This is a genomic window from Patescibacteria group bacterium (assembly GCA_038065255.1).
GTDB lineage: Bacteria > Patescibacteriota > Patescibacteriia > JACQRZ01 > JACQRZ01 > JBBTRI01.
In genome coordinates this window covers 25,446-38,918 of the sequence record JBBTRI010000006.1, presented here as the reverse complement: position 1 = coordinate 38,918, position 13,473 = coordinate 25,446, and the positions used below count along the sequence as shown (strand labels likewise).

Genomic DNA, 13,473 nt, shown 5'->3' with positions numbered 1-13,473 from the left:
AAATAGTAGTGCTATGAGATTTTCAGTATATCAAACTGGCGCTCAAAAACCAAAGAGTCTATACTATGTGTAAGAATCATATTTTTTCCTATGCATACAATTATCAAAAATGCTCTTGGTGTTGCCATTATTCTATTCATGATTGTTGTCGGAATTGTCTTCTTCAACTACGAACAATCCTACAGCAACGCTCAGCCTTCAAAGCGGACATTTAATGCCAATGGCGAGGGGAAAGTCATTGCCATACCAGATGTCGCTCAGCTTACGTTTAGCGTTATCACAGAGGGCGGCAAAAATCTCTCCGATCTTCAAAAGGATAACACAACCAAGATGAATGCAATAACTGACTTTTTCAAAAGCAAAAAAGTAGATCCTAAAGATATTCAAACACAGAGCTATTCCGTTAACCCGCGATACCAGTATTTCAATTGTCCTCCACCCAAAAGCGATCAAGAATCTTCCGTCTGTCCCCCACCGGAAATTAATGGATATACTATTTCTCAAACAGTCCTTGTAAAAATACGCGAGCTGAATAGTATCGGCGATAGTATCTCTGGCGCTGTGGATAAGGGTGCAAATAATGTTTCGGGGCCCGATTTTACCATTGACGATCCAACACTTCTTGAACACAGGGCTCTCACGGAAGCTATCAAAGTAGCAAAAGATAAAGCTCAAAAGCTTTCGGAAGTAGGAGGATATAAGATTGGTAAACTTATTTCCATCAGCGAAGAATCGGACAGACCCTACCCCTATCAGGGAATGGCTTCATATGACCTAGGAGGAGGATCAGCAGAATTAAAAGCAGCCCCATCGATCCAAGCGGGTTCACAGGAGGTGAGAGTCAATGTGACACTTACCTACGAAATCGAATAATTACTCTGCTCGTTGATCATCAGATTTCTTGAAGGAGACCTTAATCACAGGATCGTAGACGTTATTGTAACTGTCAATTACTCTTATCGCCTCTCCTTTGGCAAGATGGGCGATGGCAAGCGCCACAAGTTTTTCTTGTTCTTCCTTAAGATCGGATTTGAGCTGGTCAATTTGTTCGAGTTCTTTGGAAAATTCAGATTTTAATTTCTGTTCAATTGTTTTCTTTTTTTCTTGGAGTGTTTTTATTTCTGCAACAATATCCTGGTAATCCGCTGACTGCACTTGTGCTTCGCGATACATAGCGCGAAGTTCACGTTGTTTTTTCTTGCTTTCCTGGATGGTTACAAATACCTCCTGTAGATTTGGCATAGGATTTTTATAAGATAAAAAAGTAAAAGGCAAAACCTTTCACATCATTTAGTATAGCATTACTATTATTTGATTCCTAATTCTTTCAATTCTAAGCTCTTCCAAGGGATATCTGTCTGGAAGACCCTACGGACTACGACGGCCGGAGTCGGAGAAATTTTCCAGTAGGAAAATATTCGAGTCTGACAGATAGATGCCCGGAGGAAAAGAGTTTAGAATTAAAAGAATTCATAAAACACCTAGATCAATGGTCGTGTCAATGCGAATCTTTGAAACAAAGTCTGGAATGTGGCTCACAAGGATCATTGCGCCTTGATATTCATTGAGGGCTTGCGCAATGATGGGCAAATGCCGGAAGTTGATATGATTCGTAGGTTCATCAAGGATCAGAAGGCCTGGTCGCATGAGCACAAGGCGAGCAAACACAAGTAAACCTTTCTGCCCTTCAGAAAGATACTTGATTGTCGTATCCAATGCTTTACTGTCCAAAAGAAATCCTGAAGCCGTAGAGCGTAGCAGTTGATTTTCTTTTTCCTCCATGGCATCCCACAGACTGTCGTATGCTCGCTGATTGTAGTCTAATATGGAAAAGTCCTGCCGATAATACCCGACGCGCACATCAGAACCGATAGTAACGCCTTCGGCTGTACCTGATACGATCTTTTCTAAAAATGTACTCTTGCCAATGCCATTCGGGCCGGAAAGCAGGAGATGTGTATTTTTCCGCAATGTGACGTCCAGATCCTTCACAACAGCTTCACCCTCTTTGATAATACCTACTTTATTTATCTCAAGTATCCTGCCGCTGAATTCAAAGAAAAATTCTTGAGCTGGAACTGAGAACTCCCGTATCGTCTTGTCTTCCCTGCGCACATCTACCATCGTCTCTTCCATTTCTTCGGCATGTTCGCGCATGCGCTTTGCAACCGAACGGAGCTTGCCGCCTTTGTGGGCAAACACTTCCGCTTGAGCTATCTTTTTCTTGATCTCTGTCTCCGCGCGCGCGTTCTGCATGCGTTCACGCTCTATGCGCTTAGTTATTTCTTCCACAACATTATAATAATTGCCGACATACTGCTCCACTTTCTTGGTATGCGAATCCAGATACAGCACGCCGTCGGTGAAAGCATTGAGAAATTCGGCATCATGAGAAATGACAATCACAGTCTTATCATAGACCATGAGAAAACCAGTTAAGTGGTCTATACCCTCTTGATCAAGGTTATTCGTGGGTTCATCCAGTAAAAGAATATCCGGATCCTGAATTAGTGAATACGCCAAGAGTAGGCGTGCCTGCTGACCTCCGGAATGCTCTCGTAATTTTTTATCTGTATCCGTTTTCAGATTTACAGCATCAAGTACGTCAGCTATACGCTTATCGATATTATACGGCACTTCCGCAAACGTCGAGGCGAACCATTCTTTAACGGTTTTGTCCTTCTCTTCAGTGTGTATTACCTGTCGCGCTATGCCGACGGTGGCGTCTTTGGGGGTTAGCGCAATATTCCCTTCTTTAGGTGAACATTGGCCAAGGATTAGCTTAAACAGAGTCGTTTTCCCTGCACCATTCTGCCCCATAAGAGCGATCTTACTTCCATTGCGCACAGAAAAAGATGCCTCTTCCAAAAGAGGTTTGTGTTCTTGATATTCAAATGTCACTTCGTTAAAACGAAGTACGACTGTTTCTTGCGCCATAATCAAAACAGTCTACAGCATATTCGCTTCCATTGCAAGTGTGAATCAGGTAACTAGTCTTCTATTGGCGCTGGCGCTGCTGGAATGTGGCTTGATCGGGGCGTATTTGAATCGATTGCGCTGTCATGCTGCCGTCGCTGTTGTCCTCGCCGGAAACCATTACTTGTTCTCCGATTGTAATATCAGCAAATGATCCTTCCACTGATTTTGTGACTTTTGTCGCTGCGGACATAAAGACTATTTTTGATCCTCCGTTTCGAAGTTTTACGATTATGCTTTTATCATCTTTTGACAAAATTTCCCCGTTCACAAAACCGCCGGCGCCATTTCCGCGCATACCGCCCAAAACTCCATTTTGACCAGCGTTTTGAAGTCTGGTGTTTACTCCACTAGGTCGCTGTTGTGGGTTCTTCTTTGCGTACGTCATCCCACCATAAAAGGAACCTGAACCGACAATAATAATAACAATAATTCCTACGATAACTTTTTTCATATCTTATAAAATTAATACTTATTCATAGCGTAACGCCTGGATTGGATTGAGGGCTGAAGCTCGACGTGCCGGATAATACCCAAACACAATGCCTATGCCCGCAGACACGCCAAAGGCAAGCGCAATGGAAGGAAGAGAGATATGCGTCTGCAACACACCGATTGATGTTATCAAAAGCGATATTCCAACACCCAGAGCAATGCCGATACATCCTCCGATAAGCGTCAAACAAACGGCTTCACTCAAAAACTGAAGAGTGATATCTTTGCGCCTCGCACCGATTGCTTTACGCAATCCGATTTCTTTGGTGCGCTCCGTAACATTCGTCAACATCATATTCATAATACCAATACCGCCGACAAGAAGCGAGATACTTGCAATCGATGCGAGAAATAATGTGAAGGTATTCACCACCTGCGTGAGTGTTCCCAAAACATCCTCTTGAGAGATGATGGAAAAATCAGGATCAGCAATTCGATGGGATGCCAGCAATGCATCATTCACCGCGCTTCGCACTGTCTCGATACTGTTCTTATCTTTAACGCTTATGGCAATCGATGAGAGATAATCCGTTCCGCTTAATACCTTTTGCATGGTAGAAACCGGTACGAATATCATATCGTCAGGGCCGGAAAATCCTGCGCCACCCTTACTCGCAAGCGTACCGACAACCGTAAAAAGCGACTGGCCGATTCTAATTGTCTTGCCAATCATGTTTGATTCACCAAACAAATCCTTTGCGACAGTAGCACCCAGAATTGCTTGGCGCCCCATACTTCGCACCTGTGCATCGGTTATAAATGACCCATCAGAAAGTATAAGGTTGTGGACAGTCGTATATGATGCTTGAGATCCCATGATGGTTGTATTTGTATTATTCCCCGTCGGAGCGCTTACCTGGAATCTTCTCGACAGCTCAGCTGAAATACCGGCAATACCATCTATGTTTTCTAACAACTCCGTATCCATATTTTTGAGTGTTTGCGCAGAACCTCTTCCGGCAGATACAATCCCTCTTCCGGGTTGCACAATGCCTGGCATAACCATTAACAAATTCGATCCCAAACCTTCAATACTCGATTTAATTGCATTTTGCGCCCCCTGCCCTATCGACACCATCACAATAACGGAGCTAATTCCAATCACAATACCCAAAACAGTAAGGCTGGAACGAACCTTATTGGATAATAGAGCGCTTACTGTTTCTTCTAAAAGATCAAGAATGCTCATAGTCCTTTATGATACGATTATGATTCGTGGTATCCTCACAAAGCATGCCGTCTTTGATAAAGAGAATGCGTTCGGCATGTTCTGCAACATACCGTTCATGGGTGATAAGTATGATCGTTCTCCCCTGCTCTTTATTAAGACGCTGGAATGTTTCGAGAACAATTTCTCCCGTCGCCGAATCAAGATTGCCTGTTGGTTCATCTGCAAGAATAATCGATGGATTGTTGATAAGGGCGCGCGCAATCGCAACGCGTTGAATCTGGCCTCCGGAAAGCTGGTTTGAAAGATGATGATAGTGTCCTTCGTCAAGTCCGGCTGCTGCAAGAGCGGCTTTCGCCCTGATAATCCGCTGCGAATGCTGTATTCCGGAATAGACCAAAGGAAGCATGACGTTTCTCAATACGGTTGTTCGCGGCAAAAGATTAAATGCCTGAAAAATAAACCCGATTTTTTCTCGCCGAATATCCGCAAGCTCGTCTTCATTAAGAGATGAAACATCCCTTCCCTCAAGATAGTATGTGCCGCTTGTTGGCGTATCAAGCGCTCCGATGATTTGCATGAGAGTCGACTTGCCGGAACCTGACGGCCCCATAATAGCAATAAACTCTCCCGACTTCACGGAAAAGCTTACTTCCTTGAGTGCTTGCAACTCAACTGACCCTGTTGTATAGGTTTTTGAAATGTTCTTCAGATCAATCATATGCAAACTTATCTGCCAAGCCTTCCTGCCGCACCGGAACTGCCGCCGCCAAACCCTCGACTCCCCCCGGGCGAACCAAAGATACTGGGAGCCTGTGATTGAACCGGTTGTGATTGTTGCTGAATGGTTTTTACAATTATCATATCGCCTTCTTTCAACCCGGAAATAATTTCTGTGAGTGTATCATTTGCTCCTCCTGTTATAACCAATGCTTCCCTCGGTTCAGATGCGAGTATGATATTATTGAGCTGTGATCGATCTGGTGGAACAGATTCTGATGGCACAAGAATATACGATGCATCCCCGCGGCTTTTCAGAGCGCTGTTCGGCGCCACAAGAACATCTTGACGAATATCAATAATAATCGTTCCACTTGCGCTCATACCCGGCTTCACTCGTTCATCCTGTATATCAAGAGAAACTTTTACGATATACGTAACGACTCCTTGGGACACGGTGCCAACCGTGTCTATGTCGGAAATGCTGCCACTTATGGCTACATCAGGGAGTGCATCAAACGTAAGTGTTACTTTTTGAGAACGTTTGACTTTTGCAACATCAACCTCGTTGAGAGAAAGTTCTACAATACTCTGGCTGGTAATAAGCGTTATCGCAATGCTTGACGGTGAGAGCGAATCATTGGTTTTTACCGGTAGAGCGGCAATATCGCCACTGAACGGAGCTCGAATCGTATAATCTCCAAGTTTCTCCTGTGCATCGACAAGAGTATTCTTGCGCTGGATAACGGTAAGTTCTTGCGCCTGGATATCCAGCGGGTCGGCTCCTTCCTTAAGTTTTCTCAAACTTTCCGTTTTTTCTACTATCGCACGGTCAGCATCAAAAATAGCATCTTCTCTTTGCTTAATAGTAATTTTTTGCGCCTGGATATCCAGCGGGTCGGCTCCTTCCTTAAGTTTTCTCAAACTTTCCGTTTTATCATCAATGGTCCTTTGGGCACTTATAATCGATGTCTTTTTTGATTCGATATCCTGTTTAATCGCCAAAAGATTCGATGAGCTAATATTGGATTGGCTGGTATATGTTGTCAGTGTATTTTTATGGGTCGCCATGACTGATGGCAGCGGATAGCTATGCTCCTTCAATGCATTTTGAATCAGATCAACAAAGTTATTTGCAGCCTTCACTGTATCGGATATCAATTTGCTTGTCTCGTATGTTTCGATAATAAGCGCTTCGAGTGTTTGAGGATCTGACGAACGGGATGATGTTTTATAGTGATCGAAGTTTGTATCATATTCTTTTTTAGCCGCCGCATAACCGGTAACAAGATCTTGCTTATATCGAATAACTTTATCTGAATCCCATCGAGTTATTTGGTTTGCATACCAATCAACATTAAGTTGATTGCGATCGATGGAGCTGACAAAAAACATGTCATTCAAGCCAGTCATGATTGTTGGAAAGTTTAAAAATGCGTCTGCTACAGCATTAAAACCATCTTCGCGGGATTTTTTCAGATCGTCTTTGGTCTTTAGTAGCGATTCCTGCGCAGATATAAGAGCATTGTTAGCCTGCAATAAGGCAAGTTCATCAGGGGGTTGGATCATTTTTTGCAAGGCAATGCGAGCAGAATCAAGATCTTCTGCCGCACGCTGTTTTGCATTCTTGCTTTGTGTAAGAGCATTCTCTGCCTGAAGTACTGCAAGACGATCGGGAGGTTGTTTTATTTTTTTGAGCGCAAGTTCAGATGACTGAAGACTTACCTGAGCATCCCGAACAACCTTAGCAGCATCTTTATTGTCAAGACGTACTAGTACCGCCCCTTCTTGTACATGCTTCCCATTTGAAACATCAATACTAATAATCGTACCGCTTACCATGCTTTTAACATCAAACTGATTTGATGCGGAAACATGACCACTTCCTGTAACCGAAGATATGATGGTTCCCCGTTTCAGTAATGAAAGGCTATAATGCGCCGGCTCTTTATTTTTTGAAAATATGCCGTACAAGAAAAAAGCTCCTCCTACTAGCACAAGGATTCCAAAAACTGTAATGAATGTATGTCGGACAAACCAATGGGTATGATTGGATTGAATCATATACAGGTACTTAAAAAAATTATTTTCCTGCTTGCGCTTCCAAGCGGAGGGCAATAGTAAGCTCATCCGAAACATTTGCCACAAATGGGATATTCGGAATACTCAGCCCGTAATCCGATCGTTTGATAGTACTTTGAGCATCACCTGTGAGAGATTCAGGCGATACAAAGACATTGAAAGCATTAAACACTACTTGTTTCGTCACACCGGCAATAGTGAGATTGCCGGCAATAGTGAGATTAAGCGGGATGCCTGCAGCGAAAGCTTTCGGAAGACCAGTAATTGTTGTGGGTGTGAATGTAACCGATTCCTTGCCAGCATCCTCGGAATGGAGTATGAAGCTCTTAATGGCGCCATCTCTATTTGCACTGTCTGTGCGAAATGCCTGAGCATTGATGCTGATCGCACCTATTTTCGTCTGAGATGGATTACTGAAGTCAACGTCAACGTTCCCTCCTACTTCATGAGTTTTCCCAACAACAGTAAATGGCGTGCCTCGAAGAACTTCATTAATCGTAAACGATGCCTCCGAAGCACTGCCAACAATTACGAAGCGAGTAGTACGCGCTTGCTCACTCTGCGATTGAGTGGGCTTTTGCTCTGCCGACACAGGAGTATCTTCCTTCCGGATTATCTCTTGAATATTTGAAGAAACGCTCTGATTGGTTGATATGCCGGGAGTTTCCTCAGAAAAGCGCGTCAAAAAAAGAAATGCTCCAATGCCAATAAGGATAATGCCAAATGCAAGTGTAAGTATTTTTTTTATATCATGAAGCATATACCTATAGGTACTATAAATATGGATTGGATTTCTTTCAAAAAATACTAATTAGGTAACGCTTCCAGCTGCTTAATGTCTTGTTCATACCGCTCTGCGATTGCAAGTACATTATCGCCATAAAACCGATATGTCAAATTGACCGATCCGGAAAAATAACGCAATGCTGCATTGAATTCACTCTGCTCGGAATTGCGTGCACCATCACTGCTTAGCTTAATTGCTGCAGCAATAAATGCATCACGAATATTCCATGGATTAGCGGCGCCTCCTGTGACGGTTCGTACCTTATCTCGATATCCCATCCATGTTGACGGAATAAATTGTGCGGGACCCATGGCGCCGCCCCACCCAATCTGTTTTCCGTTCCGGATCATGGGACACGATACGGGGGTTGTATCCGGATCAAGGCCAAGCTCTTTGGTAATCTGCAAAAAAGGTTTATGGTCCCGTGTTGGCTTCATAATAACCTTCCAATGTTTTTCCGGCGGATCAGTTGCGCGATTACAGGTACCGACATTTTTACCCAAGTTTGATTCCTGTGTCAGAACAGCAAGAAGATAGGCGGGTCGGATGTGATATTGACTGCCGACCCACTGTGCCATCTCATACGCAGCACCGAAATTAATCTGTTTGCCGACATTGAACAGTTCATAGATCCTGCCACGTATTGCTCGCGCTTTTTTCTTTGACTCGCTCAATTGTTGTGCTGTGGTTTTTTCTTTTTCTTTTGTCTTTGACAATAGCACCGTTTGCAATCGAGAATTTTGGTCAACTTGTCCTTGCTGAATGCTTTTCTTTTTTAACGTATGCTCAAGTTCTCTAACATATGAATCCAGTTCATTTTTTTTCTGGTTCAATTCAAAAAGTATGGTTTTAAACGAAAGATACCGAAGATGAAGAATGCGCAAAAGAAGAAGTGTTTGCTCTTGCTCATCAAGATAGGCCGAAAGGGACGCATGAACAACAAATGACTCAAACGATGAGCGACTCGCGTTCTGCCGAAGCATATGCAGAAGTTCTGAAAGTTCTTTTCGCGCTTTTTCCACCCTTTGCTCCTGCGCATCGATGTCAGTAATCACCGCATCTATGCGGTCTTGAAGGGCATCGCGTGAACGTTCGCTGAGGCGTATCTGTTCCTGCAAGCTAATGCGTTGCGCCTTAAGCGTTTCCAACAAGCTTCCAATAGCCACACGCTGCCTCTTGGTGATCGAAAGATTTTTCTCATACGCGACAATCTGCCGCTCGATAGTATGTAATGCTGTTTGTAGTTCTTCAACATCGGAACTTCGTGGGGCTTCTTGAGCATAGAGCGGAAATGCAGCAATAATAAGTGTGCCTATTACGCTTTTATAAAAAAGGTGGCTTATTCTCCGGTCGTTAAGCATATCGGCGGTAAAACCATACCTTAACCCCTTGAGTAATAATGCCATACACAACAAGCATCGCGCCAATATACATCCAATATGCCCCCGGCAGTGGCGTAAAACCAAGCGCCGACGCATACGGAGAAAACGGCAGTCCTATGCCAATTATGACGACGGCAATCGTTGTAAGTATAACGGGAAGGCTTGCATTGCTTTGAATAAATGGAATTTTTTTGGTGCGAATAACGTGGATAATAAGCGTCTGTGAAAGAAGCGATTCCACAAACCATCCTGTGTGAAAAAGGGCTGGATTTGTCCATGCCTGAAAGACAAATAACATGAGGCAAAACGTAAGATAGTCAAACAATGAACTGATGGGACCTATGCAAAATATAAATCGTTTAATTGCTCGAACATCCCACTTTTGCGGACTCGCCAGTATATCGGGGTCAACTGTATCGGTTGGCAGTGTAGTTTGGGAAATATCATAGAGAAGATTATTGAGAAGTATTTGCACAGGCAGCATGGGAAGGAATGGCAAAAACAAACTGCCGCCGACGATACTTACAATATTACCGAAATTTGAACTTGCTGACATTTTAATGTACTTGATAATATTGGCAAAAATCTTGCGCCCCTCAATGACGCCATCTTTAAGAACAGTAAGATTTTTTTCCAACAGAATGATATCTGCGGATTCTTTTGCGATATCAGCGGCGGAATCGACTGAAATACCAACATCTGCGGCACGAAGCGCCGGAGCATCATTAATGCCATCGCCGAGATAATTGACCACATTACCAGCTTGCCGCAGCACTCGGATAATACGTTCTTTATCGAGCGGGGAAATACGCGCAAATATATTCACCTGTTCACACTTTTTTTCGAGTTCGCCATCACTTAGTGCTTCTATATCGGATCCACAGAGTATGCCGCGCACAGCCAATCCAACTTCACGGCAGATTTTCTGAGTAACAAGCGCATTATCTCCCGTGAGTACTTTGACTTCAATGCCAAGTTGAGCAAGATCAGAAATTGTTTCTTTTGCGCTTGTTTTCGGAGGATCAAAAAAAGCAAGGTAACCCAAGAGTGTAAGATTCTTTTCATCATCACGCGTAAACTCTTTTTTTGCTATGGGTACTTCTTTGTACCCCAATGCGATAATCCGAAATCCGTCATTACCAAGAACATCAAACTCTTTTTTGAGTCGTGGTGTAAGAGTATGATTCAATGGATACAACGCTCCATTGAGTTCATAGTGAGTACAGCGTTGAAATACTTCTTCCGGTGCACCTTTAGAAATTAGAATGCGCTTCTTCCCCTTTTGAACAATCACCGACATCATGCGCCGTACAAAATCAAAAGGGATTTCATCTATTTTTTTATATCCCTTCAAGGAAATATGTTCATGGCTCAAGATTGCTTTATCTAGCAGATTTTTTAAGCCAGTTTGAAAAAAGCTATTTACATACGCAAAAAACAACACATCTTCAGACTCCTTGCCATCCACATCGCAATGTTTTTCCAAAACGATTTTGTTTTGCGTCAGCGTTCCCGTTTTGTCGGTACATAATATATTCATGGATCCGAATGATTGAATGGCATCAAGTTGTTTGACAATGACTTTTTTGTGCGACATATCGATCGCTCCCTTGCCAAGATTGATCGTCATGATCATTGGCAGCATTTCCGGCGTCAGTCCTACTGCAACTGCCAAAGCAAAAAGAGATGCTTCAAACCAATCCCCCTTCCCAAAACCATTGATCACAAATACAAGCGGAGCAACAACAAGCATGATACGCACCATGAGCTTGGTAAAATGCTTTACCCATAGTTCAAAATCGTTTGCGCTCGGTTGCTCAAGGACTTTCTTCGCCAAAGAACCGAAATAGGTATGCATGCCGGTAGCATAAACAACGGCGCGTCCGGAACCATTCTGGACATAACTACCCATAAAACAGAGGTTCGCCGCTTCAATTGCTTGGGAGCTATTAGTATGTATATCTTCTTGGTTTTTCTCAACAGGCAATGACTCGCCCGTGAGAATGGACTGATCAACCGCTAGATCGTTGGCAGCAATAACACGCACATCAGCGGGAATAAGATCCCCCGCCGACAAAAGAATAATATCTCCCGGAACAACATTTTTAAGATGGATAGTTTTTTCTTTTCCATTTCGCAGTACACGAGTATGAGCGCTCACCATGCGCTTGAGCTTCTCTTCCGCACGGTCAGCTCTATGTTCTTGAACAAAACGCATACTAATACTCAGTATCACCATTACGCCAATAATGACAGCACTCTCGTTGCTGCCGGTACCGTAGGATATGGCACTCAATGCTCCAAGGAGCGCATTGAGCGGATCACGAATAATAGTACCCAAATGCCCATACCACGTCCTATGTGCCCCTTGTGCTATTTCATTGTGTCCGTATATATGCAACAGCTTTTCTGCCTTAAGTACAGAAAGTCCATGCACTGATGAGCTCATATTCCGCATCAGAGTATGAACAGTGGTGCGCGAACAAGAAAAAGCATCAAACACCTTTGTATTGTTTGATAGGGTATTCATACTCTTATTGTATACCATCTCTTCCTATCGGGTAAGCCGCTTTCGCGCTTCTGCTTTATAACTTTCTACATTTGGTTGATCAAATGCATTGATACCAAGCAATTGTGCAAGATACATGACTTCAATCATTTTCCATTGGAAAAAAACACCTAACTCTGTTTCTGATACGCTATCAAGCGTCACTTCAAAAAACGGCAGGGATCTTTTTGCATATGCTGCTTTTGTGCCATCTAGGATGGCGTCCATGATTTGGGAAAGAGGGCGCGATTCAATACCGGGTACAATGCCATGCAGCATCCCTTTTCTTGGCACACGAATAAGCGATGCATGCGCAACCCGGACAAATGTTGTGAGAATATTTTTGGGTCCTCCAAGATACAGCTGGCCAACGGAATGTAAATCCGTCGATCCTATTGATACGGTTGGGACAATACCTACCCCCACTTGTTTTCCCTCCCTGTCATATTCCTTGCCGATACTCTCCCCCAACAATTGACGATACCATTTTCCAAGCGATTCGAGCTGTGGCGAAAACAAAAACGTATCATGTACTACATATCCTCGCTTCATATGTAAAAAAATGCCGATTGCTGATTGGAGTGACGGATTGAGTGGCAATGCCCTACTCACACAGCAAGAACGCGTGCTAAGAGCCCCCTTGCATAGCGCACGAATATCGAATCCTGCTGCCGCAAGTGGAAAGAGGCCTACCGGAGAAAATACCGAATACCGACCACCTACACTTGGCGGAATTGCAAGAACGTACCATCCGTTTTTCTGTGCATACTTCCATAGCCTTGAATCTTCATCAGTAATCGCAACACATCGGTCGACGGCACTCTTTACATGGCGAGGCAGTGCTTCGAGTAAGACTTCTGTGCCCGCAATTGTTTCCGTTGTTGTCCCGGACTTTGAAATAATAACAATAAGGTATTCTGCGGGATCTGCGATCGACGCTATAAGCTTGCGAATATCATAGATCAACGGAATGTTGAGCGTATCAATAAAAAATAGTTGAGGCGAAGATCCCTTTCCAAGTACGTCTCGGTATCCTCGCAGTGCATCGTATACGGCCTTTGCTCCCAAATCCGACCCTCCAATGCCAACCAAAAATATATAGCGAAGCCTGGACGACACTGTACGCTGCACACATTGAAAAATCTCTTTTTGCATCGGTGCATCACTTGGAACAACAAGAGAGCTTTCAGGATATGCATAATTATGCGCGCTTACAACGCGCCGCAGATGCGATTGGTATGCTATAAGCTTCTTTGCTTCCATCTTATATTCTTGTTCTGAAAGCCGCACTGTTTTTTTGTATCGTAATTTCATA

Annotated in this window: 11 protein-coding genes; 1 reads left to right on the top strand and 10 read right to left on the bottom strand. The window is 43.5% G+C overall.

What is annotated here, in order from left to right:
- Positions 1–90: 90 nt before the first annotated feature.
- The gene (locus AAB400_01970) at positions 91–873 is read left to right on the top strand and encodes an SIMPL domain-containing protein (GenBank protein ID MEK7648665.1); all 783 of its coding nucleotides are present in this window, start codon (positions 91–93) and stop codon (positions 871–873) included.
- Here the strand turns inward: AAB400_01970 and AAB400_01965 are convergent, their stop codons facing one another.
- The 10 genes from AAB400_01965 to AAB400_01920 form a co-directional block, all read right to left on the bottom strand.
- Positions 874–1,242 (bottom strand): hypothetical protein, encoded by a 369-nt coding sequence (locus AAB400_01965; GenBank protein MEK7648664.1) that lies wholly within the window; start codon positions 1,240–1,242, stop codon positions 874–876.
- A 228-nt stretch (positions 1,243–1,470) separates the two neighbouring features.
- Entirely contained in the window at positions 1,471–2,937 is a 1,467-nt protein-coding gene (locus AAB400_01960; protein MEK7648663.1) for an ATP-binding cassette domain-containing protein, read from the bottom strand.
- A gap of 61 nt (positions 2,938–2,998) precedes the next feature.
- A complete protein-coding gene (locus tag AAB400_01955; GenBank protein ID MEK7648662.1) occupies positions 2,999–3,430 on the bottom strand; it encodes a hypothetical protein in 432 nt (143 codons plus the stop codon).
- Between the two features lie 18 nt (positions 3,431–3,448).
- Positions 3,449–4,660 (bottom strand): ABC transporter permease, encoded by a 1,212-nt coding sequence (locus AAB400_01950; GenBank protein MEK7648661.1) that lies wholly within the window; start codon positions 4,658–4,660, stop codon positions 3,449–3,451.
- Positions 4,647–5,360, bottom strand: coding sequence for an ABC transporter ATP-binding protein (locus tag AAB400_01945; GenBank protein ID MEK7648660.1), 714 nt, complete (start codon positions 5,358–5,360; stop codon positions 4,647–4,649). The genes AAB400_01950 and AAB400_01945 overlap by 14 nt, the downstream gene beginning before the upstream one ends.
- An 8-nt stretch (positions 5,361–5,368) precedes the next feature.
- Positions 5,369–7,423 carry an HlyD family efflux transporter periplasmic adaptor subunit gene (locus tag AAB400_01940; GenBank protein MEK7648659.1) on the bottom strand — a complete coding sequence of 685 codons (2,055 nt, stop codon included), beginning with the start codon at positions 7,421–7,423 and terminating at the stop codon, positions 5,369–5,371.
- A 19-nt stretch (positions 7,424–7,442) separates the two neighbouring features.
- Positions 7,443–8,201 carry a YceI family protein gene (locus AAB400_01935; protein MEK7648658.1) on the bottom strand — a complete coding sequence of 253 codons (759 nt, stop codon included), beginning with the start codon at positions 8,199–8,201 and terminating at the stop codon, positions 7,443–7,445.
- Positions 8,202–8,248: 47 nt separating this feature from the next.
- A complete protein-coding gene (locus tag AAB400_01930) occupies positions 8,249–9,634 on the bottom strand; it encodes a hypothetical protein (protein ID MEK7648657.1) in 1,386 nt (461 codons plus the stop codon).
- Complete coding sequence (gene mgtA, locus AAB400_01925) at positions 9,582–12,140, bottom strand: magnesium-translocating P-type ATPase (protein ID MEK7648656.1); 2,559 nt, start codon at positions 12,138–12,140, stop codon at positions 9,582–9,584. The genes AAB400_01930 and mgtA overlap by 53 nt, the downstream gene beginning before the upstream one ends.
- 24 nt (positions 12,141–12,164) lie before the next feature.
- The gene (locus AAB400_01920; protein MEK7648655.1) at positions 12,165–13,472 is read right to left on the bottom strand and encodes a hypothetical protein; all 1,308 of its coding nucleotides are present in this window, start codon (positions 13,470–13,472) and stop codon (positions 12,165–12,167) included.
- Between the last annotated feature and the right edge of the window lies 1 nt (position 13,473).

Coding starts and splice junctions, on each gene's coding strand:
- AAB400_01945 (MEK7648660.1), bottom strand. CDS start 5,360: ATGATTGATCTGAAGAACATTTCAAAAACCTATACAACAGGGTCAGTT.
- AAB400_01960 (MEK7648663.1), bottom strand. CDS start 2,937: ATGGCGCAAGAAACAGTCGTACTTCGTTTTAACGAAGTGACATTTGAA.
- AAB400_01940 (MEK7648659.1), bottom strand. CDS start 7,423: ATGATTCAATCCAATCATACCCATTGGTTTGTCCGACATACATTCATT.
- AAB400_01955 (MEK7648662.1), bottom strand. CDS start 3,430: ATGAAAAAAGTTATCGTAGGAATTATTGTTATTATTATTGTCGGTTCA.
- AAB400_01935 (MEK7648658.1), bottom strand. CDS start 8,201: ATGCTTCATGATATAAAAAAAATACTTACACTTGCATTTGGCATTATC.
- AAB400_01950 (MEK7648661.1), bottom strand. CDS start 4,660: ATGAGCATTCTTGATCTTTTAGAAGAAACAGTAAGCGCTCTATTATCC.
- AAB400_01930 (MEK7648657.1), bottom strand. CDS start 9,634: ATGGCATTATTACTCAAGGGGTTAAGGTATGGTTTTACCGCCGATATG.
- AAB400_01970 (MEK7648665.1), top strand. CDS start 91: ATGCATACAATTATCAAAAATGCTCTTGGTGTTGCCATTATTCTATTC.
- AAB400_01920 (MEK7648655.1), bottom strand. CDS start 13,472: ATGAAATTACGATACAAAAAAACAGTGCGGCTTTCAGAACAAGAATAT.
- mgtA (MEK7648656.1), bottom strand. CDS start 12,140: ATGAATACCCTATCAAACAATACAAAGGTGTTTGATGCTTTTTCTTGT.
- AAB400_01965 (MEK7648664.1), bottom strand. CDS start 1,242: ATGCCAAATCTACAGGAGGTATTTGTAACCATCCAGGAAAGCAAGAAA.